General features: G+C 29.7%; 26 protein-coding genes. 14 read left to right on the top strand and 12 right to left on the bottom strand.

Annotated features, from left to right (window positions below; translation table 11 throughout):
* Positions 1–9 precede the first annotated feature (9 nt).
* On the top strand, positions 10–621 hold the full coding sequence (locus ACFO3U_RS06500) for a WbqC family protein (RefSeq protein WP_379739463.1): 612 nt from the start codon (positions 10–12) through the stop codon (positions 619–621).
* A 2-nt stretch (positions 622–623) separates the two neighbouring features.
* Here ACFO3U_RS06500 and ACFO3U_RS06495 read toward each other — a convergent pair whose 3' ends face one another.
* From ACFO3U_RS06495 to ACFO3U_RS06465, 7 genes are all read right to left on the bottom strand, one after another.
* Entirely contained in the window at positions 624–1,664 is a 1,041-nt protein-coding gene (locus tag ACFO3U_RS06495; protein WP_379739460.1) for an endonuclease/exonuclease/phosphatase family protein, read from the bottom strand.
* 6 nt (positions 1,665–1,670) lie between these two features.
* Positions 1,671–2,516, bottom strand: a complete 846-nt coding sequence (locus tag ACFO3U_RS06490; protein WP_379739457.1) for a rhomboid family intramembrane serine protease — start codon at positions 2,514–2,516, stop codon at positions 1,671–1,673.
* Positions 2,517–2,555: 39 nt separating this feature from the next.
* Positions 2,556–3,347 carry a rhomboid family intramembrane serine protease gene (locus ACFO3U_RS06485; protein ID WP_379739905.1) on the bottom strand — a complete coding sequence of 264 codons (792 nt, stop codon included), beginning with the start codon at positions 3,345–3,347 and terminating at the stop codon, positions 2,556–2,558.
* Positions 3,347–5,182 carry a DNA mismatch repair endonuclease MutL gene (gene mutL / locus ACFO3U_RS06480; RefSeq protein WP_379739454.1) on the bottom strand — a complete coding sequence of 612 codons (1,836 nt, stop codon included), beginning with the start codon at positions 5,180–5,182 and terminating at the stop codon, positions 3,347–3,349. Before mutL ends, ACFO3U_RS06485 begins: the two co-directional genes overlap by 1 nt.
* On the bottom strand, positions 5,182–5,457 hold the full coding sequence (locus ACFO3U_RS06475) for a hypothetical protein (RefSeq protein WP_338378768.1): 276 nt from the start codon (positions 5,455–5,457) through the stop codon (positions 5,182–5,184). Before ACFO3U_RS06475 ends, mutL begins: the two co-directional genes overlap by 1 nt.
* A 102-nt stretch (positions 5,458–5,559) precedes the next feature.
* A complete protein-coding gene (gene ribH / locus ACFO3U_RS06470; RefSeq protein ID WP_379739450.1) occupies positions 5,560–6,039 on the bottom strand; it encodes a 6,7-dimethyl-8-ribityllumazine synthase in 480 nt (159 codons plus the stop codon).
* Positions 6,040–6,041: 2 nt separating this feature from the next.
* Positions 6,042–6,824 carry a tetratricopeptide repeat protein gene (locus tag ACFO3U_RS06465; protein WP_379739447.1) on the bottom strand — a complete coding sequence of 261 codons (783 nt, stop codon included), beginning with the start codon at positions 6,822–6,824 and terminating at the stop codon, positions 6,042–6,044.
* A gap of 158 nt (positions 6,825–6,982) precedes the next feature.
* On the opposite strand from ACFO3U_RS06465, the gene recF reads away from it, so the two are divergent.
* From recF to ACFO3U_RS06425, 8 genes are all read left to right on the top strand, one after another.
* On the top strand, positions 6,983–8,062 hold the full coding sequence (gene recF / locus ACFO3U_RS06460; protein WP_379739444.1) for a DNA replication/repair protein RecF: 1,080 nt from the start codon (positions 6,983–6,985) through the stop codon (positions 8,060–8,062).
* Between the two features lie 82 nt (positions 8,063–8,144).
* Positions 8,145–9,152, top strand: coding sequence for a UDP-N-acetylmuramate dehydrogenase (gene murB, locus ACFO3U_RS06455; protein ID WP_379739441.1), 1,008 nt, complete (start codon positions 8,145–8,147; stop codon positions 9,150–9,152).
* 75 nt (positions 9,153–9,227) lie between these two features.
* Positions 9,228–9,431, top strand: a complete 204-nt coding sequence (locus ACFO3U_RS06450; RefSeq protein WP_379739438.1) for a membrane or secreted protein — start codon at positions 9,228–9,230, stop codon at positions 9,429–9,431.
* Between the two features lie 9 nt (positions 9,432–9,440).
* On the top strand, positions 9,441–10,556 hold the full coding sequence (locus ACFO3U_RS06445) for a glycosyltransferase (RefSeq protein WP_379739435.1): 1,116 nt from the start codon (positions 9,441–9,443) through the stop codon (positions 10,554–10,556).
* Positions 10,547–11,110 carry an RNA polymerase sigma factor gene (locus tag ACFO3U_RS06440; RefSeq protein WP_379739432.1) on the top strand — a complete coding sequence of 188 codons (564 nt, stop codon included), beginning with the start codon at positions 10,547–10,549 and terminating at the stop codon, positions 11,108–11,110. Before ACFO3U_RS06445 ends, ACFO3U_RS06440 begins: the two co-directional genes overlap by 10 nt.
* Before the next feature lie 124 nt (positions 11,111–11,234).
* Positions 11,235–12,110, top strand: coding sequence for a lipoyl synthase (gene lipA, locus ACFO3U_RS06435; RefSeq protein WP_379739429.1), 876 nt, complete (start codon positions 11,235–11,237; stop codon positions 12,108–12,110).
* A gap of 39 nt (positions 12,111–12,149) precedes the next feature.
* A complete protein-coding gene (gap, locus tag ACFO3U_RS06430) occupies positions 12,150–13,145 on the top strand; it encodes a type I glyceraldehyde-3-phosphate dehydrogenase (RefSeq protein WP_379739426.1) in 996 nt (331 codons plus the stop codon).
* 40 nt (positions 13,146–13,185) lie between these two features.
* Positions 13,186–14,643, top strand: coding sequence for an ATP-binding protein (locus ACFO3U_RS06425; RefSeq protein ID WP_379739423.1), 1,458 nt, complete (start codon positions 13,186–13,188; stop codon positions 14,641–14,643).
* On the opposite strand, the gene ACFO3U_RS06420 is transcribed toward ACFO3U_RS06425, so the two are convergent.
* Together ACFO3U_RS06420 and lpxK are read right to left on the bottom strand one after the other, a co-directional pair.
* A complete protein-coding gene (locus tag ACFO3U_RS06420) occupies positions 14,626–15,441 on the bottom strand; it encodes a purine-nucleoside phosphorylase (protein WP_379739420.1) in 816 nt (271 codons plus the stop codon). The genes ACFO3U_RS06425 and ACFO3U_RS06420 overlap by 18 nt on opposite strands.
* A complete protein-coding gene (lpxK, locus tag ACFO3U_RS06415) occupies positions 15,413–16,432 on the bottom strand; it encodes a tetraacyldisaccharide 4'-kinase (RefSeq protein WP_379739417.1) in 1,020 nt (339 codons plus the stop codon). Before lpxK ends, ACFO3U_RS06420 begins: the two co-directional genes overlap by 29 nt.
* A gap of 83 nt (positions 16,433–16,515) precedes the next feature.
* On the opposite strand from lpxK, the gene ACFO3U_RS06410 reads away from it, so the two are divergent.
* The 5 genes from ACFO3U_RS06410 to ACFO3U_RS06390 all read left to right on the top strand — a co-directional run bounded on the left by ACFO3U_RS06410 (position 16,516) and on the right by ACFO3U_RS06390 (position 23,137).
* Positions 16,516–17,610 carry a Nif3-like dinuclear metal center hexameric protein gene (locus tag ACFO3U_RS06410; RefSeq protein ID WP_379739414.1) on the top strand — a complete coding sequence of 365 codons (1,095 nt, stop codon included), beginning with the start codon at positions 16,516–16,518 and terminating at the stop codon, positions 17,608–17,610.
* Positions 17,611–17,613: 3 nt separating this feature from the next.
* Positions 17,614–18,393 carry a zinc ribbon domain-containing protein gene (locus ACFO3U_RS06405; protein WP_379739411.1) on the top strand — a complete coding sequence of 260 codons (780 nt, stop codon included), beginning with the start codon at positions 17,614–17,616 and terminating at the stop codon, positions 18,391–18,393.
* 179 nt (positions 18,394–18,572) lie between these two features.
* Complete coding sequence (gene rluF, locus ACFO3U_RS06400) at positions 18,573–19,370, top strand: 23S rRNA pseudouridine(2604) synthase RluF (protein ID WP_379739408.1); 798 nt, start codon at positions 18,573–18,575, stop codon at positions 19,368–19,370.
* A gap of 101 nt (positions 19,371–19,471) precedes the next feature.
* Positions 19,472–20,788, top strand: coding sequence for a DUF2254 domain-containing protein (locus ACFO3U_RS06395; RefSeq protein WP_379739405.1), 1,317 nt, complete (start codon positions 19,472–19,474; stop codon positions 20,786–20,788).
* An 18-nt stretch (positions 20,789–20,806) separates the two neighbouring features.
* A complete protein-coding gene (locus ACFO3U_RS06390; protein ID WP_379739402.1) occupies positions 20,807–23,137 on the top strand; it encodes a GH92 family glycosyl hydrolase in 2,331 nt (776 codons plus the stop codon).
* A 48-nt stretch (positions 23,138–23,185) separates the two neighbouring features.
* Here the strand turns inward: ACFO3U_RS06390 and ACFO3U_RS06385 are convergent, their stop codons facing one another.
* The 3 genes from ACFO3U_RS06385 to ffh form a co-directional block, all read right to left on the bottom strand.
* A complete protein-coding gene (locus ACFO3U_RS06385; RefSeq protein ID WP_379739399.1) occupies positions 23,186–23,677 on the bottom strand; it encodes a GNAT family N-acetyltransferase in 492 nt (163 codons plus the stop codon).
* Between the two features lie 90 nt (positions 23,678–23,767).
* Positions 23,768–24,655, bottom strand: a complete 888-nt coding sequence (locus tag ACFO3U_RS06380) for a bifunctional 5,10-methylenetetrahydrofolate dehydrogenase/5,10-methenyltetrahydrofolate cyclohydrolase (RefSeq protein WP_379739396.1) — start codon at positions 24,653–24,655, stop codon at positions 23,768–23,770.
* Positions 24,656–24,729: 74 nt separating this feature from the next.
* Entirely contained in the window at positions 24,730–26,067 is a 1,338-nt protein-coding gene (gene ffh, locus ACFO3U_RS06375) for a signal recognition particle protein (RefSeq protein WP_379739393.1), read from the bottom strand.
* Positions 26,068–26,082: the final 15 nt, after the last annotated feature.

The following is a 26,082-nucleotide window of genomic DNA, read 5'->3' as shown; positions in this document are numbered from 1 at the left end:
AAACGATCTATGAAAACAATACTTCATCCAACCTACTTTCCTTCTATCAGTCATTATATTGCAATGGTTAAAGCTGATGAATTAGTATTTGAAGTGGATGATAATTTCCAAAAACAGACCAATAGAAATAGAATGTACATTTATAGTGCAAATGGACTACAAATGTTAAATATTCCTGTAAAACACAGTCACGAAAAACATCAAAAATATAAGGATATTATTATTGAAGATGCTTTTGATTGGCAAAAAAATCATTTTAAATCTTTAGAATCTTCTTATAGAACTTCTCCCTTTTTTGAATATTTTGAAGATGATATTTTACCTGTTTTTGAAAAAAAGCATAAGTTTTTATTGGATTTGAATTTTGAGATTTTTGAAATAGTGAACGAATGTTTAGGCATCGATTTACCTTTTTCAAAAACAGAAGAATATTTTCATATTCTTGAAAATGAAAATGATTTGCGTTATTTAGCTAACGGAAAAAAAGACACTACTACAATTGAACCATACACGCAAGTTTTTGATGACAAGCATGGTTTTATCAATAATTTAAGTATTCTGGATTTATTATTTAATGAAGGAAGACATGCTGTTGACTATTTAAAACAACAGACTCTATAAAGTTATTTTACTTTTTTCTTTAATTCCAGTCTAGTAGAAATTGGAAAATGATCACTGTTGAAAAAAGTATCAAATGATTGATATTGCTTTACTTCAAAATCTTTTTCTACTAATAAATAATCAATTCTAGCAGGATAATATTTGAAGTTATATGACTTTCCAAAACCTGAACCAGCTTCTTCAAATGCATCTTTTAAATCGGCTTTAATTAGTCTATAAACATATGAAAATGCACTGTTATTCATATCACCACAAATAATTTTTGGTAACTTACAATCATCTACATTTTTTTTGATTAATTCAGCTTGCACTTGTTGTATTCTAAAAGCTGAACTTATTCTTTTAAAAATAAATTTTGATTTTTCTTCATCAATATTATCATTGATATCTGTACTTATTTTTACGGATTGCATATGCATACTATAGACTCTAATTGTATCAATTTGTCTTAAAATATCTGCATAAATAACTTTATTAGATGAATTTGGAAAAGAAATTTCTCCTTTATTTATTATCTTATATTTAGAAAAAATAGCTTGACCATATTTGTTTTTATTACCTTCTACATTTATATAGCTAAATTTATATTGATCAAAATTTATCGAATCAACAGGTGAAAACTCTTGAATACACAATATATCTGGATTTTCTTGGGCTACAAATTTACTTATTGCTTGAGGTACATCTTTTTTGGGAAGCCATTCATATAAGTTAAACAACCTAACATTATAACTCATTATCGTTAAATCTAACTCAGCTTTTGGCAAATTAGTTTCCGAAAATTTATATAGTTTATTGATAAAAGTAATTCCTAATAAAAGCACAATGGCACTGATAAACATATACTTCTTTAGTTGAAGCAACCAATACACAAAAAACAAAAAATTTAGAATTAAAAGTAAAGGCAAAAGCAAAGAAAGTACACTCAAAAAAGGAAACAACTTAGGAGCAAGAAAAGGTAACACATAAGCAAGTATTGTAACTACAACGAGTACAATATTAAAAAAACGCATTATTTTACTTAACCAAGTTTGGTTTTTCATGTGTCTTTATTTTCCTAATTTAAAAAGAAATTCTTTTTCTTCTTTTGATAAACTATCATACCCTGATTTGCTAATTTTATCTAAAATATCATCTACTCTTTTTTGCTCAACATCTGTTTTTGCTGCTTTTGAAAGATTAGATGAAGCTTTATTAACGTGCACTTTTGAAAAAGGAGTTTTCTTCTTTTTTGTACTTTTTTTGAATGATAAATTACTAAATGGTTTAGCTAAATCTGTACCTCTTTTCAACAAAAATACATATAAGAATCCGAAAAATGCTCCAGAAAGATGCACAATATGTCCACCAGTATTAACTAACAATAATTGCAAAACATCTATGGTAAGAATCAAAGCAGTTACATGCCATAATTTTATTCTTCCAATTAAAGGAATTTGCAAAATGTAATAAGGTGAATAAGCTGTTGCTGCAACTAACAATGTCATTATAGAACCACTTGCTCCAACAACTGGAGTTCTAATTCCTAAAAAATGATAAATGAATACAAAAATTAATCCTCCAAAAATTCCTCCTAGTAAATAGACTACTAAATATTGTTTTTCAGTAAAAAAGGTGAGGAAAAATCGGCTTACAAAATGTAACATAAGCAAATTAAACAACAAATGTATTGGGCCAGAATGCACAAACATATAAGAAACTAATGTCCATGGTGTTGTAGCTAAATCACTCAAAGAAGAGTAAAGTACTAACCAATTTGGAAAAGAAAAGCTTCCTGATTTAAAATTATAAAAGAAAATAATTGTCAATACAAAAACACCTATGTTCCAAAAAATAAGCTTTTGAACAATACCATTATTAGAATATTGATTTTTTAAATCTTGAAAAATATTCATTTATATTCTTTTGTCTATTAACTAAAAATAAGCTGTTTATTATCTATCCCAACGGTTATTGTTGAATTGATTCTTCTTCCAATACCACATCATTAAATAACCACACAAAGCTCCACCTAAATGGGCTGTATGAGCTACACCTGTGTTCCCTTTTAATATTATTCCATAAACGATATCAAATAATATAATTATTGCAGGCACAAAATACTTTGCTTTTATTGGCACAGGAATAAACATTAGAGACAATTCAGCATCTGAATACATCATTGCAAACGCAACTAATAATCCGTATATTGCTCCAGAAGCTCCAACTGCTTTTGATTGATTAACTTGGGCAGCCCTAAATAAGATTGAAAAATTTTCATTACTCATAGAATATTTCTCAAAAATTCCTCCTGCATTTTGAAGCAATAAATCGGGTCTATAATAATCTCCAGAACTCATATCTGTATTCAAAATTGTATATAAATCAGATTTACTAATATTAATATTAACTAATTCACTCAAAATTGAATGTAATTGATAATAATTATAACCTAAATACAAAAGTGAACCAAAAAGCCCACAAGAAATATAAAAAAACAAAAACTTCTTTACTCCCCATCTATATTCAATTGCACTACCAAAAGAATATAAAGCATACATATTAAAAGCTATGTGCATAATTCCTCCATGCATAAACATACTTGTCAAAGGTTGCCAAATTTTGAATTTTTCACTTTCAAAATAATGCAACGCTAAAATATCATTTGAAGCTGGTACAAATTGGCTTCCTATGAAAAATAATATATTGATAATCAACAGTTGCTTAACTGTTTCAGTGATGTTCATCATAAAGAAAATCGTTTATCTAAATCATCAACGGTTAAAGTGATGAAAGTGGGTTTATGAAAAGGTGAAATATTGGGATCCTTACAAGCAAATAAAGCATTTACTATGTTATCAATCTCCAATTGTGTTAAATAAGTTCCTGTTTTTATAGCCAAACTATTTGCCATAGATTTAGCAATACTATCATTTTGTGAAAAGCTATTTTGTGGAAAATCTTGTTGTAAATCAGACACTAAATCGTCTAATAAACTTGGTACTTTCCCTTCTTGAACATTCGCAGGAATACCTGAAAAAATAACGGTTTCTTTCGTGAATTTATCAAAAACAAAACCAGTGTGTTCTAATTGAACTTTTAATTCCATTAAAATTTCTAATTCACGAGTTGACATGATTATAGAAAGAGGAAATAATAATTGCTGGCTATTTCCTTTGAGGATAGTCATATTGGTTAAAAACTGTTCATACAAAATACGTTGATGAGCTTTTCGTTGATCAATGATTAATAAACCTGATTTTATGGGACTAACAATGTATTTTTTTTGTAATTGATAGTTTTTTTGAACTACAGATTCAACTTCCACATCATCAAACAAAGAAGTAGCTACTTCATCTGCTTCGTAATGATTACTTTTAGACTGAAATTCATCGGTTAAACCAACATATAAACTTTCCCAGTTAGCCGTTTCTTTCTTTTGATAAACTTGACGAGCTGGTTTGTTTTCTGATTGTTTAAAAGGGTTAAAAGTTGCATCAAATTCAACCACAGGAATATCTGCTTCTTTTTTAGAATAATCATAAGGTGTATCTAAATTTGAATCTCTTTCAAAATCTAAAACAGGTGACACATTAAATTGTCCTAAACTATGTTTGATACTAGCTCTTAAAATGGCATAAATGGATTGTTCATCGTCAAACTTAATTTCAGTTTTTGTGGGATGAATATTAATATCAATTGTATGTTTTGGCACATCAAAATACAAAAAATAAGAAGGTTGTGTTCCTTCTTTAAGCAAACCATCATAGGCATTCATTATAGCATGATGCAAATAACCGCTCTTTATGTATCGATCATTTACAAATAAGAATTGCTCTCCTTTATTTTTTTTGGCAAATTCAGGTTTTGAAACAAATCCATGAATGGCAACTATATCTGTATTCTCTGTTACAGGAACCAACTTTTCATTCGTTTTACCAGCAAAAAGGTTTACAATTCGTTGTCTATAATTTGAAATGGGTAAGTTGGCATATTCTTCACCATTATGGTACATGATAAAATGAATATTGGGATGAGCCAAAGCCACACGTTGAAATTCATCAATAATATGTCGGAATTCTACTGTGTCTGATTTAAGAAAATTTCTCCTCGCTGGAATATTATAAAATAAATTTTTAACCGAAAATGAAGTCCCTTTTGGAGAAACTACAACATCTTGTGAAACAAATTTACTGCCTTCAATAATGATATGAGTTCCTAATTCTTCAGCTTCTAATTTGGTTTTCAATTCAACATGAGCAATAGCTGCAATTGACGCTAAAGCTTCACCTCTGAATCCTTTGGTATGCAAATCGAATAAATCTTCTGCGTTTTTTATTTTGGAAGTGGCATGACGATCAAAACACATTCTAGCATCAATAACGTTCATACCAGAACCATTATCAATAACTTGAATTAGGGTTTTGCCAGCTTCTTTAATAATAAGCTTAATTTCAGTAGCCTTTGCATCTACTGCGTTTTCAATCAACTCCTTAACTACTGAAGCAGGTCTTTGCACCACTTCTCCAGCTGCAATTTGATTGGCAACGTGATCAGGTAATAATTTTATTTTTGCTGACATTAATATAAATCGATATTTAGCGAACGTAAGATGAAATAACAAACTAAAATTAAAACTCCAGCAATAATTGCTATTCTAAAACTACTAGATCTTGAAGAATGCATTTTGCTTTCAGCATGCCAACCCGATCTAAAATTAATACGTTTTTCAGTATCTCTTAATAGTCGTCTGTTTTCCAGTCTTTGTTCTCTTTGCTCTTTTTGTTCATCATAATAGCGAGGTTGATAGTCAAACTTTCTATAAGAATGAAGTCTTAACAATGATTTAATAAACATAGCATTTTGTTATTTAAATAAAATCAAATTTACAGAATTATTAGCTAAAAGCCATAAAAAAACCTACTCAAATGAGTAGGTTAACTATTTTTTAAGTGAATTTTAACCTAGAGTTACCATTTTAATAGCAGCTATTGCAGCTTCAACTCCTTTGTTTCCGTGTTTTCCTCCACTTCTATCTAGCGATTGTTGCTTGTTGTTATCCGTTAAAAGACAAAAAATGGTAGGAACATCATACATTAAGTTTAGGTCTTTTATGCCTTGTGTAACACCTTCACAAACATACTCAAAGTGCATGGTTTCTCCTTTGATAAGCGAACCAATTACAATAACTACATCCACTTCTCCTTGCTCGTGCATTTTTTTAGCTCCAAAAATCAATTCAAAGCTCCCTGGAACATTCCATCTTATAATGTTTTCTGATAATGCACCACAATCCGTTAGTGTATCATAAGCACCTTTAAAGAGACCTTCTGTCACATCATCGTTCCATTCTGAAACAACAATCCCAAACCGAAAATCTTTCACGTTTGGGATTGTGTTTTTATCGTAATTAGATAAATTTTTATTTTCTGTTGCCATGTTTATTCAACTCTTGCAATGTATCCGTCAATATTTGCAGCTTCTGTAGAAGTGCTATATTTTTCTTTAATAGTTTGGAATGATTTTAAAGCTGCATCATTTTTACCGTTCATCATAGCTAATAAACCATGCTTCATCAAGTAACGAGGAGAAGTAAAATCATTATCAGAAGCTTCAGCAGCTTTTAAATAATATGAAAGGGCATCATCTACTTTTTTCAATTCAGAAAATGAATCACCTATAGCTCCTAAAGCAATTGGTTTTAACATTTCGTCATCCGAAGAAAATTTTTCTAAATGTTCAACTGCTTTTTTATAATCTTTCAAATTTAAGTAAGACATACCAGCATAATACTGAGCTAAGTTAGCTGATTTTGTTCCAGAATATTCAGAAATAATTCCTTCAAATCCTAATTTTCCTTCACCACCTTTTAAGGCTAAAGTAAATAATGAATCTGGAGCTGCTTGTGCATCAACAGCTTCTTTAAAGTATTTTTGTGCTTGAAACATATCGTTAACCGCTTTTTCTTCTTTTGGTTCAACAATAAACTTCATGTATAAAAAGTAGCAAGTTGTTAATAAAGCAATTGCTCCAACAACTCCCATTATAATTTTTTGGTTTTTAACAACCCAATCTTCCGCTTTATTAGCTTGAACATCTAACGTTTCAAAAACTTCTGCTGTTGTACTTTCTCCATCAAATGTTTCGTCAATTTCATTAGTTGCATCATCTGCAATATCTTTCGGTTTAGGTGCTTTATATCCTCTTTTGTTATACGTTGCCATTTACTTTTAATTTAATGAGGTGCAAAAATATAACTTTTATTGAATAAGCCATAAAAATTTTAAGAAAATTAAAAACATTCTCACTATTATTATTCCATTTATTACACTTAAATTTGTACTTCGTAAAATATCCAACCTTAAAACCTTAATTTTCACTAGTGTTTTTAAAATCCATTTCCTTACTAAATTACAAGAATATTACAGACTTACAATACGAATTTGATACTAAAATCAATACTTTTGTGGGGAAAAATGGTATTGGAAAAACAAATGTTTTAGATGCAATTTATCATTTGGCTTATGGAAAAAGCTATTTCAACCCTTTAGCCAGTCAAAACATCAAACATGGTGAAGATTTTTTTGTAATTGATGGTGTTTTTGAAAAAGAAGAAAAAGAAGAAAAAGTAGTTTGTAGCCTTAAAAAAGGACAAAAGAAAACCATTAAACGCAACGGAAAAATTTACGAAAAGCTTTCTGAACATATCGGTTTTATTCCATTAGTAATTATTTCTCCTTCTGATTCTGATTTGATTATTGAAGGAAGTGAAACTAGAAGAAAATTTATTGATAGTGTGATTTCAATTTTGGATAATTCGTATTTAAATGAATTGATTCACTACCAAAAATTAGTGGCTCAACGAAATGCTTTGTTAAAATATTTTGCAGTTAATCACGTATTTGACGCTGATAACTTAGCTGTTTATGATGAACCAATTGCTGAAATTGGCTTGAAAATTTTTACCAAAAGACAACAATTTTTAGAGAATTTTATTCCTATTTTCCAAAAACACCATCAAACCATAACAGATTCTGCCGAACAAGTGCAATTGAGATATGATAGTCAATTGTTTGAAAACTCTTTAGAGAACTTATTAAAAAAAAATTTACCCAAAGACAAAGCGTTGCAATATACTTCTGTTGGAATTCACAAAGACGATTTGTCTTTTGAAATTGACGGTTTTCCGATTAAGAAATTTGGTTCACAAGGTCAACAAAAATCGTTTTTAATTGCTTTAAAATTAGCACAATTTGAATTCATTAAAGAGAAAAGTGGAGTTTTACCTATTTTATTATTTGATGATATTTTTGACAAATTAGACGAAACTCGCGTTCAAAAAATAGTTTCAATGGTGAATAATGATGTATTCGGACAAATTTTCATAACAGACACTCACGAAGAACGAACAGAATCGATTATTCAATCAACTCATCAATCTTACAAAGTGTTTAGGCTATAAGTTGTGGGAAGAAAAAACCAATTACCAATCACCTATTGCCTTTTACCATTTAAATATTACATTTGTTAATTAATTTTTACCTATGAATTTTCAGTCTAATTTTCAATTAAAAGAGTACAATACATTTGGTATTTCGGCTCAAGCCAAAGAATTTGTTGCTGTTTCAAACACAACTGAATTAGCTTCTGTTTTAGAATCCAATAGAGATATCTTTGTTCTTGGTGGTGGAAGTAATATGTTGTTGACTAAAGATATTGAAAAATTAGTGGTTCATATTAATTTCAAAGGAATTGAAATCGTAAAAGATGACGAAAATTTTGTTTGGGTAAAAGCTCAAGCTGGTGAAAATTGGCATGAATTTGTATTGTATTGTATTGAACATAACTTCGGTGGAATTGAAAATTTATCACTAATTCCGGGAAATGTTGGTACTACTCCTATTCAGAACATTGGTGCTTATGGTGTGGAAATTAAAGACACTTTTGACAATTGTACAGCGATTGAAATTGCCTCTCAAGAATTAAAATCATTTGACAAAACAACTTGTAATTTTGGTTATAGAGAAAGTGTTTTTAAAAATGAATTGAAAAACCAATATATCATTACGGATGTTACTTTCAAATTAACCAAGAAAAACCATAAAATCAATACTTCTTATGGAGCAATAGATGCTGAATTGGAAAAAGAGAATATTACAAATCCTACATTAAAACAAGTTAGTGATGCTGTAATTGCAATTCGTCAAAGCAAATTACCAAATCCAAAAGAACTTGGAAATAGCGGAAGTTTTTTCAAAAACCCAATTATTTTAAAAACTGATTACGATAAAATCAAACAAAATCATCCAGAAATACCTCATTATGTAGTTTCTGAAACACAAGTTAAAGTTCCTGCTGGTTGGTTAATTGAACAAGCTGGCTTTAAAGGAAAACGTTTTGGTGATGCTGGAATTCATAAAAATCAAGCTTTGGTTTTAGTCAATTATGGTAATGCAACTGGACAAGAAATTTTAGCGGTTTCAAAAGATATTCAACAAACTATTTTTGAAAAATTTGGCATTCATATTGAAGCTGAAGTAAATGTGATTTAGAAAAATTCTAAATTCTAAATTCTAAATTCTAAATTTCTCCGTATCTTTGTACCAAATAAAAATTACACATTAAAGATGAAACTTATTTTACTTACCATAGGATTATTAGCGTTAGCTTTTGCAGGAATTGCTATTAAAATATGGGCAAAAAAAGACGGTAAATTTTCTGGAACTTGTGCAAGTCAAAGTCCATTTTTAAATAAAGACGGTGAAAGTTGTGGTTTTTGTGGAAAAACACCAGAACAAATGAAAGATTGCACAGAGACAACTCACAACTAATTAAGTGCAATGGAAATGATTTTATTCATTTTGCTTTATTCATTTATTGCAATAGTTGTCATTCAATTTATTTATTATATCGGAATTTTTGGTCGATTTACTTTTGCCAAGAACCAAACTATTACTCCAAAAAAAGTACCAGTTTCAGTCATTGTTTGTGCCAAAAATGAAGCTGAAAACGTAAAGAAATTTTTTCCTCTTTTAGCCAATCAAAATTATTCAGACTACGAAATTGTCTTAATAGATGATGCTTCTAGCGATGAAACTTTGGATATTTTTGAAGAATATGAAAAACAATATTCAAATGTAAAATTGGTAAAGGTTGAAAATAATGAAGCTTTTTGGGCCAACAAAAAATTTGCTTTAACACTAGGAATTAAAGCTTCTTCTAAAGATTATTTAGTTTTCACAGACGCTGATTGCTATCCAAACTCTAAGGATTGGTTGCAACAAATAACAGCTCAATTTACCATGAAAAAAACTATTGTTTTAGGATATGGTGCTTATGATAAAATTAAAAATTCGTTTTTAAACAAGATTATTCGTTTCGAAACTTTATTGACAGCCGTTCAATACTTTTCTTGGGCAAAAATCGGAAAACCTTATATGGGTGTGGGTCGAAATTTAGCGTATAAAAAATCTGTTTTCTTTGACAACAGAGGTTTTATGGATCACATGAGAGTTCGTTCCGGTGATGATGATTTATTTGTGAATCAAGCTTCAAATAAAGGAAATACAACTGTAATTTATACTCCTGAAAGTTTTACATATTCTACACCAAGAACCACCTACAAAGATTGGTTTAATCAAAAAAGAAGACACGTCACAACTGCTAAATTGTACAAACCTTTTGATAAATTTCAATTGGGATTATATTTCCTAACTCAATTTTTATTTTTTGTTTTAGCTATCATTTTATTAGCCTTTCAATTTCAGTGGATGATTGTTACAGGAATTATTTTGTTTCGCTATTTATTTACCTGGATTTCTTTGGGTTATGGAGCAGGGAAATTAAAAGAAAAAGACGTAATGTATTGGTATCCAATTATAGAATTAGTTCTTATATTTACACACATCAATATATTTTTTACTAATATTTTTTCTAAACCTGTACATTGGAAATAACTTCAGCCATCATACAAAACCACATTGAAAAAGCCAAAATAGGTGATCAAATTGCCTTTACTTTTTTATTAGATTTCTATTGGAACGAAGTCTATGGTTTTATGATAAAACGTACAGAAAATGAAGCTGACACTGAAGATATAGTCATTGAAACCTTTGCAAAAGCATTTGACAAAATTGGAAGCTACAACTCTGAATATGGATTTAACACTTGGTTGATTGCCATTGCAAAAAATGTACACATTGATATGCTTCGCAAAAAGAAATCATCTCTATTTGTAAATAATGATGATGAAAACGATAATTATGCAAATTCGATTGTAGATGACTCTCCTTCTGCTGAAGACGAATTAATTATTGAACAAAATTTGGCTCAATTATTATTGTGTATTAAAGAATTAAAACCTGCTTATCAGGAAGTCATTCAAATGCGTTATTTTCAAGAAATGAGTTATCAAGACATGGCTGATCAATTAGAAGAACCTTTGAACAACATCAAAATCAAATTGCTTAGAGGTAAAAAATTATTGGCTGAAATTATTAAAAAGAAGTAGTTTTTAAATAATGGATATTCTAATTAACTTTTCCTAATAAACTCTTAAGGTTTCCAAATTTCTAATTTCTGAATTCTAAATTCTAAATTCATTATCGTATCTTTGCATTTCAAATTTTATATTGATGAGCAACGTTATAGAAAATGTATCTCCACCAAGAGAACCAAAACCAAAATGGCTACGTGTAAAACTTCCAACAGGAAAAAAATACACTGAACTTCGTGGATTAGTAGATAAATACAAACTAAATACCATTTGTGCTTCTGGAAGTTGTCCTAACATGGGTGAATGTTGGGGTGAAGGAACTGCTACATTTATGATTTTAGGAAATATTTGTACGCGTTCTTGTGGCTTTTGTGGTGTAAAAACGGGTCGTCCTGAAGATGTAGACTGGGATGAACCTGAGAAAGTAGCTCGTTCTATTAAATTAATGAGCATCAAACATGCCGTTATTACAAGTGTTGATAGAGACGACATCAAAGATATGGGTTCTATTATTTGGGCAGAAACAGTAAAAGCGATTCGTAGAATGAACCCAACTACAACTTTAGAAACACTTATTCCTGATTTTCAAGGGAATACTAGAAATATTGATAGAATTGTTGAAGTAGCTCCAGAAGTAGTTTCTCACAACATGGAAACAGTAAAAAGACTAACTCGTGAAGTTCGTATTCAAGCTAAATATGAAAGAAGTTTAGAAGTTTTAAGATACTTAAAAGAACAAGGAATCAAGCGAACTAAATCTGGAATAATGCTAGGTTTAGGGGAAACAGAAGAAGAAGTTATTGAAGTTTTACATGATTTGGCTAATGCAAATGTTGACATTGTAACTATTGGACAATATCTTCAACCTTCTAAAAAACATTTGCCTGTTAAAGAATTTATCACTCCTGAACAATTTGAAAAGTACGAAAAAATCGGAAAAGAATTAGGTTTTAGACATGTTGAAAGTGGTGCATTGGTTCGTTCTTCATATCACGCAGAAAAACACATTCATTAAGTCATACAAATTTTTCAATTTTTCAATCTTTCAAACAAAATGAAAACTCGCATAGCAATTAACGGTTTTGGTAGAATTGGTCGAAATTTATTTCGTTTACTTTTAAATCATCCTTCGATTGAAGTAATTGCTATTAACGATATTGCAGACACAAAAACCATGAGCCATCTAATCAAGTATGATAGTATTCATGGGGTTTTAAAAGAAAAAGTTTCTCATACTTCAGATTCAATTATCATTAATGATAAATCCTATTTATTTTTTAGTGAAAAAGAAATTAAAAACCTAAATTGGAAATCTTTAAACATTGATATTGTAGTTGAAGCAACAGGGAAATTCAAAACCACTTCTTTATTAAATCAACATATTGAAGCTGGTGCTAAAAAAGTAATTCTTTCTGTTCCACCAGAAGATGAAAGTATCAAAACCGTTGTGCTTGGTGTAAACGAACATATTTTAGATGGTTCTGAAACTATTATTTCCAATGCAAGTTGCACCACAAATAATGCAGCACCAATGCTTAAAATTATGCAAGAATTATGCGGCATTGAGCAAGCTTACATTACAACAGTTCATTCCTATACTACTGATCAAAGTTTACACGATCAACCTCACAAAGATTTACGAAGAGCTCGTGGTGCTTCTCAATCCATTGTTCCAACAACAACTGGAGCTGCCAAAGCTTTGACTAAGATTTTTCCTGAATTAGAAGGTAAAATTGGTGGTTGTGGCATTCGAGTTCCTGTTCCTGATGGTTCTTTAACTGATATTACATTAAACGTAAAACGAAAAGTTACGATTGAAGAAATTAACGGTGCTTTTAAAAAAGCTTCTGAAACTTCACTGAAAAATATTTTAGATTACACGGAAGACCCAATAGTTTCTGTGGATATAATTGGCAATACAAATTCTTGCCTTTTTGATGCTCAATTAACTTCTGTAATTGACAATATGGTAAAGATTGTTGGGTGGTACGACAATGAAATTGGTTATTCATCGAGAATTATAGATTTGATATCTTACATAGAAAAATAATTCATACATTTACTATACAACACCGCATAAAGTTCTGTGTATGAAAAGATTGATGGTTTTAATTATTCTTTTTTTTAGCATATCTGCTAATACTAGAGTATTAGTAATTACTAAACCTTTATCAACTACAAATGTTTTCACACAAGAACAAACGATTAATAATACAGCTGAAAACTCAAAGAACAATGCTGTTTTTGAAGAAAACAAAACAGAACATTTCAATAAATTAGTCAATCTCTTAACAGTAGCTTTGGTTGCTATTTTATCACTTCTGTGTTTGTCTTTATATAAAAATAACACCATTGAATTTAAAAGCAATAACCTTCTAAAAGAGAAAAATAAAGAATTAGAAGAAGAAAAAGAAAAATCTGAAAAAGCGATAAAAGCCAAAAGTGATTTTTTAGCCACAATTAGTCACGAATTAAGAACACCATTAAATGCCATCAATATAATTTCGGAAATATTGATGAACGAAAACCCAAAAGAAAGTCAAGTTGAAAATCTAATTTCATTAAAAATTTCTGCCAATCATTTGATGAACTTAATTAATGATGTCCTTCAAATTAATAAAATTGAATCCCCTAATTTTAAAACAGAAGAAATAGAATTCAGTATTCAAAAAAAAATTGATAATATTGAAAAAACACTTTCTGAAATTGCCAAACAAAATAATGTTACGCTTGTGACTCATATCGATGAGTCTATTCCCAAAATAGTAATTGGTGATCCTATAAAGTTAACTCAAATACTAATCAATTTAATTTCAAATGCCATAAAATTTAGCAGTGATGGTATTGTTACTACTAAAATAAAGTTAGTAACCAAAACAGAACAAAACGTCACTATAAATTTTGAAGTAATCGACAATGGAATTGGAATTCCAAAAGACCAACAAGAATTAATTTTTGAAGACTTTACACAAGGTTCTGTTGAAATTAGTAAGAAATTTGGTGGTACAGGATTAGGATTAACTATTGTAAAAAAATTATTGGAACATTTAGGAAGTACTATAAATTTGAATAGTGAAGAAAATGTAGGGAGCAATTTTAATTTCGCATTAGATTTTAAAACCAACAAAAATTATATTGAAGAAATTACTGATGATTTGGATTATTATGCCTTAGAAGACAAAAATTTCTTGTTAGTTGAAGACAACAGTATTACTCAGATAATAACAAAAAAACTTATTGAAAAACACAATGCATATTGTTCAATTGCAGCTAATGGAAAAGATGCTATAAAGTTAACCAAGCAAAACAACTATGACATTATTATCATGGATATAAATTTACCAGATATTAACGGTGACAAAGTTTCAGAAGAAATTAGAAGATATAATATCAAAACACCAATCATTGCTTTTACGGCTATGACCATTGATGAAGTTGATTTCATAAAAAAATTAAAATCAAAAGGAATCAATGATTACATCAACAAGCCTATTGACACCAAATTATTTTATACTAAAATTATCGATTTATTAACTTTCAACGATTAAATTCTTAATCAAATTTCTAACATGTGGTTCTGCTTTTTGAGCTGCTTTTAGAACTTCTTCATGATTTACTTCATCAATATTTTCAACATCACCTATATCAGTAATTACAGAAACCCCAAAGCAATTCATATTCATGTGTTTAGCTACGATAACTTCAGGAACAGTAGACATTCCTACACAATCACCACCAATAGCTTTCACCATTTTATATTCTGCTAAGGTTTCAAAAGTTGGTCCTTGTAAACCTACATAAACACCATCTTTGACTGCTACATTTATTCTTTTTGCAATTTCTTTAGTTTTGAGAATCATTTCTTTAGAATAAGGTTCGCTCATGTTTACAAATCTTGGTCCAAAACGTTCATCATTTTCTCCTCTCAAAGGATGTTCTGGCATCATATTAATATGGTCTGTGATAATAACAATATCACCTACTTTATAATTTGGATTAACTCCTCCAGAAGCATTAGAAACTATCAAATTTTGTATTCCCAAATATTTCATTACTCGAACAGGAAATGTTACTTCTTGCATAGCATAACCTTCATAAAAATGAAATCGTCCTTGCATAGCAATCACTTTTTTTGTTCCAATTGTTCCAAACAATAAAGCTCCTTTATGTCCATGAACTGTGGAAACTGGAAAATTAGGAATGTTTTTATATTCTAATGTAAACTCAATTTTGATATCCTCAGAAAAACCACCTAAACCTGAACCTAAAATCACTCCAAAATCAGGTTTAAAATCATTGGTGCTCGATTGAATAAAACTAACTGTTTCCTGAACTTTGTTCCACATAATTTAATATTTTTTTATCAAAATCATTTTCAGAATTAACAAATTGCGATTGAATAGGTAAATAATACAATTGCTGATTGGGTAACAAATCTTTTAAACGAACATAATCTTTTTCAGTTGTAATTATTTTGTTGTTTTTTGCTTTATCTAAAATAGCTGCAATATCTTTTTCTTCAAAATTATGATGATCAGAAAAAAGCATTGTTTCATTTGAGTTAACTTCTAAGAATTCAAAAAACGGTTTTGGTTTTGCAATTCCAGCAACAACAACTTTTTCTTCTGACTTGATTTCATTCACCGAAAGTTTGCCTGATTCATTATAAACAAAAGCATCATAAGCAATAGTTGTGAAATAAACTGCTTGCGAAACTTTTAATTTTTCTTTGATTTTCTGTTGTGCAAGTTCATCAATATTATCAGGACATTTTGTGACAATTATCATATCAGCACGATTTTTACCAGAAATTGGCTCGCGTAAATTCCCAAAAGGCAAAATAAAATCATCACTAAACAAGTCATCATAAGCAGTTAAAAGAATATAAAATCCAGCTTTAACTTTTCTGTGCTGAAAAGCATCATCTAGTAAAATAACATTTGGCTTATGGTGTAAATCCAATAAAATTTCAATACCTTCTACTCTATTTTCATCAACAGCTACAATTGTTTTTGGGTATTTTGAATAAAACTGATAAGGTTCATCTCCAAGTGTTTTGGCATTGGCATTAAAATCAGCTAAAACAAATCCAGTTGTACTTCTTTTGTAACCTCTGCTTAAAGTTGCCACTTGATAGTTATCAGATAATAACCGAATTAAATATTCAATTTGAGGAGATTTTCCTGTGCCACCAACACTTAAATTTCCAACAGCAATAATTGGAATATCAAAAGTTTCACTTTTAAAAAATCCAACATCATATAGAAAATTTCTAATAAAAGTCACTAACCAATATAGCAGTGCAACCGGAAAAAGTAGTTTTCTTAAAATGTTCATGGCACGAAAATACAATTTTTTTACATCTAATTTTTATCTTGAAATGATTATTCGTTACTTTGTTTAACTAAATTTACTTTCAAATGAAAATCAAAGACACACTAGCAATTCTCGAAGAAATGGCACCACTTGGTTATGCTGAAAGTTTTGACAACGTAGGCTTACTTGTTGGAGATTCTAATGCTAATTTAACTGGTATTTTAGTTTGTCACGATGCTTTAGAAAACGTTATTGATGAAGCTATTGCTAAAAAATGTAACTTGGTAGTTTGCTTTCACCCAATTCTTTTTAGTGGTTTGAAAAAAATTACGGGAAAGAATTACGTTGAAAGAGCAATTATAAAAGCAATAAAAAATGATGTTGCTATTTATGCTGTTCACACTGCTTTAGACAATCATAAAAATGGTGTAAATAAAATTTTTTGTGATGCTATAGGAATTGAAGATTCTAAAGTTTTAATCCCAAAACAAAATTACATCCAAAAATTAGTGACTTATACCGTTCCTGAAAATGCTCAAGAATTAAGAAATGCTCTTTTTGAAGCTGGTGCTGGAAACATTGGTAATTATGAAGATTGCAGTTTCAATAGTCAAGGAATTGGAACTTATATGGGAAATGAAAATAGCAATCCTGAAGTAGGCTCACAATTTGAATTTGTAGAAGCTCAAGAAATTAAAATTGAAGTTACTTTTGAAAAACATTTGCAATCAAAAATATTAAAAGCTTTATTTTCAAATCATGTATATGAAGAGGTTGCTTATGAAATTTACAATACTGAAAACGAACATCAAAATATTGGTTTAGGAAGAGTTGGTTCACTTAAAAATGCTCTTTCAGAAACAGATTTCTTACAATTAATTCGTGAAAAACTAGATTGCAAAGGCATTCGACACAGTAATTTCACTGGAAAAACAATTAAAAAAGTAGCCGTTTTAGGTGGTTCTGGAAGTTATGCCATTAAAAACGCAATTAACTCTGGAGCAGATGCTTACCTTACGGCAGATTTGAAATACCATCAATTTTATGAAGCTGAAAATCAACTTTTATTAGCGGATATTGGTCACTTTGAGAGTGAAAGATTTACAAAAAACTATATTGTTGATTATCTTAAAGAAAAAATCACTAATTTTGCAATCATTTTATCAGAAGAAAATACAAATCCAGTTAAGTACTTTTAAAATATGGCGACTACAAAAGAATTAAGCGTTGAAGAAAAATTAAGAGCATTATATGCTTTGCAACTAATCGATTCTAAAATTGATGAAATCAGAAATGTAAGAGGTGAATTACCTTTAGAAGTTGAAGATTTAGAAGACGAAGTAGCAGGTTTGACTACTCGTTTAGATAAGTTAAAAGCTGACTTGGAAGGAATTGATGAAAAAATCAAGGAAAAGAAAAACGCAATTGACGAACATAAAACTTCTATCAAAAAATATTTAGAACAACAAAACAATGTTCGTAATAATAGAGAATTCAACTCTTTAGCTAAAGAAATGGAATTTCAAGAATTAGAAATTCAATTGGCTGAAAAGCACATTAAAGAGATGAAAGCTTCAATGGAACACAAAAAAGAAGTTATTGCTCAATCTAAAGAGCGTTTAGAAACTAAACAAACACACTTAAAACATAAAAAAGCTGAATTAAACGATATTTTATCTGAAACTGAAAAGGAAGAAACTTTCTTGATGAAAAAATCAGAAGAATATCAAAAGCAAATAGAAGAAAGATTGTTAAACGCTTACAACAGAATTAGATCTAGTGTAAGAAACGGAATGGCAGTTGTTTCTATCGAACGTGGAGCTTCAGCTGGTTCTTTCTTTACAATTCCACCACAAACTCAAATGGAAATTGCTGGTAGAAAGAAAATCATCACAGACGAACATAGTGGACGTATTTTAGTCGACAGTATGTTAGCTGATGAAGAAAAAGAAAAAATGGAAAAGCTTTTCGCAAAAATGTAATATGAATCCCGATGAAAATCGGGATTTTTTTTGCTTTAAAATTAAACCCAATTTAGTCAACCTGAAATCAGTTCAGTTCCTCTCAATGCAAAAATAGCTTCTCAAAAAATAAAAATATATAACTAACTTAAGTTTCAAATAATTCGTAATTCGTAATTGATAATTCATATCTTTGCTTTATGGAAGAAAATGCAACACGTATTAATAAATTTTTATCAGAATCTGGTTATTGTTCTCGCAGAGAAGCCGATAAATTAATTGACCAAGGAAGAGTCACAATTAATGGTGTTGTGCCAGAAATGGGTACTAAAATCACTTCTAAAGATGAAGTTAGAGTTGATGGTGTTTTGATTAATGAAAATACTGAAAAGCGAATCTATTTAGCCTTTCATAAACCTGTTGGAATTGAATGTACAACCAATCAAAGTGTTCGAGATAATATTGTAGATTACATCAATTATCCAGAGCGTATTTTCCCTATTGGTCGTTTAGACAAAGCCAGTGAAGGTTTAATTTTCATGACAAACGATGGTGATATTGTCAATAAAATTCTTAGAGCTAGAAACAATCACGAAAAAGAATATATTGTTACTGTAAATAAAACAATCACAGAACGTTTTATTCAAAGAATGGCTAATGGAATTCCTATTTTAGATACTTTAACTAGAAAATGTAAAGTCGAACAAATTAGCAAAACTGTTTTCCGAATTATTTTGACCCAAGGATTGAATCGTCAAATTCGTAGAATGTGTGAATATTTAGACTATGAAGTGGTTGCCTTAAAACGAACTCGAATCATTAATATTTCTTTAGACATTCCTGTTGGAAAATATAGAGATTTAACGGAAGCTGAAATTACGCAATTAAACCAATTGATTGAACCTTCAAGTAAAACAGAAGAAGCTAGTTTGCCAAAAGTAGACAGAAATATTCCTGGTCAAAGAGCTACACCTACAAAAATTTTCAAAAAGAAATAAACCCAATTTTTATAAAAGTTACTATCTTTCTTTGTAGTAGAAAAGTTTTGTGTTAAATTTACTTAACCTCAAAAAAGTAGTCTGAAAAATTAATTTCTAATATGAAAAAAATACTGTTCTTCTATAAAAAATTAATGGCTACTTTTTGGTTTATTCCAGTTTTAATAATCATTATCTCCATTTTTCTTGCTGTAGGATTAGTTATTGTTGACCAAGGAGTGCAATTATCTCAAGATGGAATTGGCAAATATTTTTTTGTAAATAGTGCTGATTCTGCTCGTAGTATCTTATCTACTATATCTGGAGCAATGATTGGTGTCGCAGGAACTGTTTTCTCGGTAACTCTTGTTGCTTTGACTTTAGCTTCATCACAATTTGGACCAAGATTGATTAAAAATTTCATGTATGTAAGACTTAATCAAGTGGTTTTAGGTTCTTATGTTGCCACGTATTTGTACTGCCTTTTTGTTTTAAATGCCATAAAAGAGAATGATTCATATACTTTTATGCCCATTATTTCTATTCTAATTGCTATTATTGCTGCATTGGTTAATATTATTCTTCTAATTATATTCATTCATAAAATAGCCACAAGTATTCAAGCAGACAAAGTTATTTCTGATATTTCTACTACTATTTACAAACAAATAGATTCTTTATTTCCATCAGAAATTGGAAAACCTTTAGAAGAAGAAAAAATAAATATTGTTGACAATATAAAATCAAAATATTTAAATTCATTGGCTATAAAATCACAAAAAAATGGTTATTTACAGTATATTGATGGTGAAACATTACTAAAGATAGCTTGTAAACTTGATGTACTAATAGAGCTAAATTTTAGACCTGGTGATCATTTAGTTGAGGATATTGAAATCGCTAAAGTTTATTCCAATAATATTTTGGAGAAAGAAGAAATAAAAAACATTTGCAATCAATTTGTGATAGGAAAAACAAAAGTTGGTGATCAAGATGTTGAATTTTCAATTCATCAAATGGTGGAAATAGCTTCACGTGCTCTTTCTCCTGGAGTCAATGATCCTTACACTGCTATGACATGCATTGACAATTTAACAGCTTCTCTTTGTCTTTTTACGAAAACTAATTTTCCATCAAAATACAGAATTGATGAAAAAGGAAATTTACGCATGATAGCTAATATTACAAATTTTGAAGGTCTAATGGATGCTTCTTTCAATCAAATTCGTCAATTTTCTGCAGGAAGTACAGCAGTAATAATTAAACTAATGGAAGGTTTAATTACAATTTATCAATTTGCCAAAAAAGAAGACCAAAAAAAAGCAGTTATCAAACATACTAAAATGGTATTAAATGTTGGAAAACAATCTATTAAAGAACCTATTGATTATACTGATTTAGAAGAAAGATCAAAAATAATTTTTATAGAGAATAATTAACTTAAATTATATAAGAAAATGAAATTTAAAACTGCATCAATTTTAGTGTTTATATTATTTTTAAGTTTATCATGCAGTAAAGCTAATAAAGATTTATATTTTAAAAAGGAACCTAAAAGAGAGTTAGTAGAATTTGTAAACCCTCTAATGGGTACAGATTCAAAATATAGTTTATCCAATGGTAATACTTATCCTGCAATTGCAACTCCTTGGGCTATGAATTTTTGGACACCTATGACTTCAAAAATGGGTGATGGGTGGACTTACAAATACAATGAAAATAAAATTAGAGGCATAAAACAGACACATCAACCTAGTCCTTGGATAAATGATTACGGTGCGTTTTCATTAATGGCTGTAACAGGTAAATTAAAATTTGAAGAAAATGAACGAGAATCATGGTTCTCACATAAAGCCGAAGTTGTAAAACCTTATTATTATAAAGTTTATTTAGCAGATTATGATGTTGTTGTTGAAGTTGCTCCCACAGAAAGAGCTGCTTCTTTCAAATTTACATTTCCAAAATCTGAAACTTCATATATTTTATTAGATGCTTTTTTTAAAGGGTCAATGGTTAAAATTTTACCGAATGAAAGAAAAATAATAGGTTATTGCAGAAACAATAGTGGTGGTGTTCCATCTAATTTTCATAACTACTTTGTAATTGAATTTGATAAAGATTTTGAAATTACAAATACTTGGGGTGATGATTGGAAATTACAAGAAAATCAATTAAGTAGTGAAGGAAAACATGTAGGTGCAATAATTGGATTTAAAACAAAAAAAGGGGAAGTTGTTCATGCAAATGTAGCTTCTTCTTTTATTAGTCTTGAACAAGCTGAATTAAATTTATCACGTGAAATTGGAAAAAACTCATTTGATGAAATCAAGCAAAAAGCTAAAGAGTCTTGGGAAAATGAGCTAAATAAAATAAAAATTTCAGATAGCAATACAGATAATATTAAAACTTTTTATTCTTGTTTGTATAGAGTATTACTTTTTCCTAGAAAGTTTTATGAGTACAATGAAAAGAATGAAGTAGTTCATTATAGCCCTTATAACGGTAAAGTTTTGCCAGGTTACATGTTCACTGATAACGGTTTTTGGGATACCTTTAGAGCAGTTTATCCTTTTTTTAACATGATGTATCCTGACTTGAATAGTAAAATAATGAGTGGTCTTGCTAATACTTATAAAGAGTCGGGTTGGCTTCCAGAATGGGCAAGTCCAGGTCATAGAAATTGTATGATTGGTTCAAATTCAACTCCAATAATCTCTGATGCTTTTTTAAAAGGAAACATTGATAGTAGTGAAGCTGAAATACTATTTGAAGCTATTTTAAAAAATGCAACCATAGAAGAAGGAAGACCAATGGAATCAGTAGGAAGAGAAGGTCTAAATTATTATACAAAACTTGGTTATGTGCCCTACAATGTTGATATAAATGAAAATGTTGCTAGAACTTTAGAATATGCTTATGCTGATTTTACACTTGCAAAAATGGCTGAAAAATTAGGCAAAAAGGAAATTGCAACGAAATATTACAAACAGTCTATGAACTATAAAAATGTGTTTGATACTTCAACAAATTTAATGCGAGGAAAAAATGAAGATGGTAGTTTTCAAAGTCCCTTTAATCCATTAAAATGGGGTGATGCTTTTACAGAAGGAAATAGTTTGCATTATACTTGGTCCGTATTTCACGACGTTCAAGGTCTTATTGATTTAATGGGTGGAAATGAAAACTTCATCAAACAATTGGATACGGTTTTTGAGATGCCTCCTCTTTTTGATGATTCTTATTATGGAGGAACAATTCATGAGATTAGAGAAATGCAAATTGTAAATATGGGAAATTATGCACACGGAAATCAACCTATACAACACATGATTTATCTCTACAATTATGCAAAAGCACCTTATAAAACTCAAGAAAAAATTAGAGAGGTATTGACTAAACTATATAGTGCAACACCAGATGGTTATTGTGGTGACGAAGACAACGGACAAACTTCAGCTTGGTATGTGTTTAGTGCCTTAGGTTTTTATCCTGTTACTCCAGGAGTTGACCAATATGTTATAGGAAGTCCATTATTTGACGAAGCCGTTTTAAGTCTTGAAAACGGAAAGACTTTCACCATAAAATCAAACAATAACTCTAGCAAAAATTACTATATTCAATCTACAAGTTTGAATGGAAAAAAATATAGTCCTAATTATATTCGCTATTCAGACATCCAAAATGGTGGAGAGTTTATTTTTAATTTAGATGAAAATCCAAATAAAAACTGGGGAAGTCAATCAAATGATGTCCCTTATTCATTAAGTCTAGAAAAGAAAAATGATTAATAAATTAATTGAAATTTAAATTTTGTAAAAATAAGCCATAACTTAAAACTATATTTTTTTCTCCATTACAAAATCTTCCATTAAATAACCGGTACCTATTTCGATATCTTCTTCATAAGCAATTTCGAAACCTAATTTTTTATAAAAATATTGGGCTTTGTTGAAACGATTTACATTTAAAAACAAGAGTTTATTATTTGCTTCTTGAGCTCTTTTTTCAATTTCATTTATAAATTGGACTCCAAAACCTTTCCCTTGAGTTTCTGGCAAGACATATATTTTATGAATCTTGGTTTTGTGATTATCAATATGCAATTCATAAGAAGAAAATCCTATGTATTTATCATCTTCTTCAGCCAATAAAAAAATATGTTTTCTTTGTTCCATTTGTTCAGTTAAAGATTCCAAACTATAGAATTTATCCAACATATAATTCAATTGAGCTTCTGATAAAATTTCACCATAAGCTGTTGGCCAAATCTTGTAAGCTAAATCTCGAACTATGGATAATTGCGATTTTGTGGCTTTGATTATTATCATTTTGAAGAAACTGTTATAAATAAAAATTTCACAAATTTACACTAAAATAATCGTGTCGATTTGTGAAATTCCCTATTGTTTTAAAATGTATTATAAATTCTTAGCTTTTCTTTGCTCTCTTGCCAACAAAGTGTTTTTCAACAACATAGCAATAGTCATTGGTCCTACTCCACCTGGAACTGGTGTAATATATGATGCTTTTTTAGAAACATTTTCAAAATCAACATCACCAGTAATTCTATATCCTTTTTCTGTAGTTTCATCAGTAACACGAGTAATTCCTACATCAATAATTACAACATCATCTTTAACCATTTCAGCTTTTAAGTAATTTGGAACTCCTAAAGCAGTAATGATAATATCAGCTTGACTTGTAATTTGATTGATGTTCTTAGTATGACTGTGTGTCAAAGTAACTGTGGAATTTCCTGGAAACCCTTTTCTTCCCATCAAAATACTCATTGGACGACCAACAATGTGACTACGACCAATTACAACAGTATGTTTTCCTTTAGTTTCCACATTATAACGTTCTAACAACTCTAAAATTCCAAAAGGTGTTGCTGGAATAAAAGTGGTCATATCCAAAGCCATTTTTCCAAAATTTTCTGGGTGAAATCCATCAACATCTTTACTTGGATCAATTGCCATTAATACTTTTTGAGTATCAATTTGTTCTGGTAAAGGCAATTGAACTATAAATCCATCAATATTATCATCTTGATTTAGTTCTTTTATTTTTTTTAGTAATTCTGTTTCAGAAGTAGTACTAGGCATTTTAACTAAAGTAGATTCAAAACCTATTCTTTCACAAGCTTTTACTTTGCTACCAACATAAGTTAAACTTGCACCATCATTTCCAACAATTACAGCTGCTAAATGAGGAACTTTTTCACCATTAGCTTTCATTTTGTTAACTTCTGCTGTAATTTCGTTTTTAATATCTTCTGATACTTTTTTACCGTCTAATAAAATCATTTTGTGTGTGTTGTTGAGTATTTGTAGTTGTATTTTTTATCTAAAAAAAAGACGCGTAAAAACGCGTCAGATAATTATCTCATTCCTTTCATGCCTTGCATCATTCGCATCATGTTTTTGCCTCCACCACCTTGCATCATTTTCATCATTTTGCTCATTTGGTCAAATTGTTTCATCAATTGATTGACTTGTTCAATTTTTGTACCTGAACCTTTGGCAATTCTATTTTTCCTTTTTACATCAATTAAGGAAGGTTTACTTCTTTCCGCTGGAGTCATAGAATGAATGATTGCTTCAATATGTTTAAAAGCATCATCTTCAATTTCTACGTCTTTCATAGCTTTTCCTGCACCTGGTATCATACCTACCAAGTCTTTCATGCTACCCATTTTCTTAATTTGTTGAATTTGAGATAAGAAATCATCAAAACCAAATTCATTTTTAGCAATTTTTTTCTGAATTTTTCTTGCTTCTTCTTCGTCATATTGTTCTTGAGCTCTTTCCACAAGAGAAACAACGTCTCCCATACCTAAAATTCTATCAGCCATACGTGAAGGATAGAATACATCAATAGCATCCATCTTTTCACCTGTACCAATAAATTTAATAGGTTTATCAACTACTGACTTAATAGAAATAGCGGCTCCACCTCTTGTATCACCATCTAATTTCGTAAGAATAACTCCGTCAAAATTCAATTTATCATTGAAAGCTTTTGCTGTATTTACAGCATCTTGTCCAGTCATTGAATCTACAACAAACAAAGTTTCTTGTGGTTTAATTGCTTTATGAACTTCAGCAATTTCGTTCATCATTTGTTCGTCTATTGCTAAACGACCAGCTGTATCGACAATTACAACATTAAATCCATTTGATTTGGCATGTTTTATTGCATTTTGAGCTATCTCAACTGGGTTTTTATTTTCTGGCTCAGAATAAACCTCAACACCAATTTGATCACCTACTACGTGCAACTGATTAATTGCCGCTGGACGATAAATATCACAAGCTACCAATAATGGTTTTTTATTCTTTTTAGTTTTTAGATAATTGGCTAATTTTCCAGAAAAAGTTGTTTTACCAGAACCTTGTAAACCTGACATTAAAATTACTGATGGTGTTCCAGATAAATTAATTCCTTCAACATCTCCACCCATTAATTCGGTTAATTCGTCTTTAACAACTTTTACCAATAATTGACCTGGTTGTAAACTAGTTAATACGTTTTGTCCAATTGCTTTTTCTTTTACTTTAGTGGTAAAATCTTTAGCAATTTTGAAGTTAACATCGGCATCTAATAAAGCTCTACGAACTTCTTTTAAGGTATCGGCAACATTGACATCGGTAATTTTTCCGTGACCTTTTAATATATGAAACGCTTTATCTAATTTATCTGTTAAATTATTAAACATAATGGTTTGTGATTT

Source organism: Flavobacterium ponti (genome assembly GCF_042652765.1).
GTDB lineage: Bacteria > Bacteroidota > Bacteroidia > Flavobacteriales > Flavobacteriaceae > Flavobacterium > Flavobacterium ponti.
The sequence above is the reverse complement of the archived record's forward strand: the minus strand, read 5'-3'. Positions and strand labels throughout refer to the sequence as shown.

Coding starts and splice junctions, on each gene's coding strand:
- ACFO3U_RS06385 (WP_379739399.1), bottom strand. CDS start 23,677: ATGATAATAATCAAAGCCACAAAATCGCAATTATCCATAGTTCGAGAT.
- gap (WP_379739426.1), top strand. CDS start 12,150: ATGAAAACTCGCATAGCAATTAACGGTTTTGGTAGAATTGGTCGAAAT.
- ffh (WP_379739393.1), bottom strand. CDS start 26,067: ATGTTTAATAATTTAACAGATAAATTAGATAAAGCGTTTCATATATTA.
- ACFO3U_RS06395 (WP_379739405.1), top strand. CDS start 19,472: ATGAAAAAAATACTGTTCTTCTATAAAAAATTAATGGCTACTTTTTGG.
- mutL (WP_379739454.1), bottom strand. CDS start 5,182: ATGTCAGCAAAAATAAAATTATTACCTGATCACGTTGCCAATCAAATT.
- ACFO3U_RS06380 (WP_379739396.1), bottom strand. CDS start 24,655: ATGATTTTATTAGACGGTAAAAAAGTATCAGAAGATATTAAAAACGAA.
- ACFO3U_RS06405 (WP_379739411.1), top strand. CDS start 17,614: ATGGCGACTACAAAAGAATTAAGCGTTGAAGAAAAATTAAGAGCATTA.
- ACFO3U_RS06485 (WP_379739905.1), bottom strand. CDS start 3,347: ATGAACATCACTGAAACAGTTAAGCAACTGTTGATTATCAATATATTA.
- murB (WP_379739441.1), top strand. CDS start 8,145: ATGAATTTTCAGTCTAATTTTCAATTAAAAGAGTACAATACATTTGGT.
- ACFO3U_RS06495 (WP_379739460.1), bottom strand. CDS start 1,664: ATGAAAAACCAAACTTGGTTAAGTAAAATAATGCGTTTTTTTAATATT.
- rluF (WP_379739408.1), top strand. CDS start 18,573: ATGGAAGAAAATGCAACACGTATTAATAAATTTTTATCAGAATCTGGT.
- ACFO3U_RS06490 (WP_379739457.1), bottom strand. CDS start 2,516: ATGAATATTTTTCAAGATTTAAAAAATCAATATTCTAATAATGGTATT.
- ribH (WP_379739450.1), bottom strand. CDS start 6,039: ATGGCAACAGAAAATAAAAATTTATCTAATTACGATAAAAACACAATC.
- ACFO3U_RS06475 (WP_338378768.1), bottom strand. CDS start 5,457: ATGTTTATTAAATCATTGTTAAGACTTCATTCTTATAGAAAGTTTGAC.
- ACFO3U_RS06420 (WP_379739420.1), bottom strand. CDS start 15,441: ATGTGGAACAAAGTTCAGGAAACAGTTAGTTTTATTCAATCGAGCACC.
- ACFO3U_RS06445 (WP_379739435.1), top strand. CDS start 9,441: ATGGAAATGATTTTATTCATTTTGCTTTATTCATTTATTGCAATAGTT.
- ACFO3U_RS06390 (WP_379739402.1), top strand. CDS start 20,807: ATGAAATTTAAAACTGCATCAATTTTAGTGTTTATATTATTTTTAAGT.
- ACFO3U_RS06425 (WP_379739423.1), top strand. CDS start 13,186: ATGAAAAGATTGATGGTTTTAATTATTCTTTTTTTTAGCATATCTGCT.
- ACFO3U_RS06500 (WP_379739463.1), top strand. CDS start 10: ATGAAAACAATACTTCATCCAACCTACTTTCCTTCTATCAGTCATTAT.
- lpxK (WP_379739417.1), bottom strand. CDS start 16,432: ATGAACATTTTAAGAAAACTACTTTTTCCGGTTGCACTGCTATATTGG.
- lipA (WP_379739429.1), top strand. CDS start 11,235: ATGAGCAACGTTATAGAAAATGTATCTCCACCAAGAGAACCAAAACCA.
- ACFO3U_RS06450 (WP_379739438.1), top strand. CDS start 9,228: ATGAAACTTATTTTACTTACCATAGGATTATTAGCGTTAGCTTTTGCA.
- ACFO3U_RS06410 (WP_379739414.1), top strand. CDS start 16,516: ATGAAAATCAAAGACACACTAGCAATTCTCGAAGAAATGGCACCACTT.
- ACFO3U_RS06465 (WP_379739447.1), bottom strand. CDS start 6,824: ATGGCAACGTATAACAAAAGAGGATATAAAGCACCTAAACCGAAAGAT.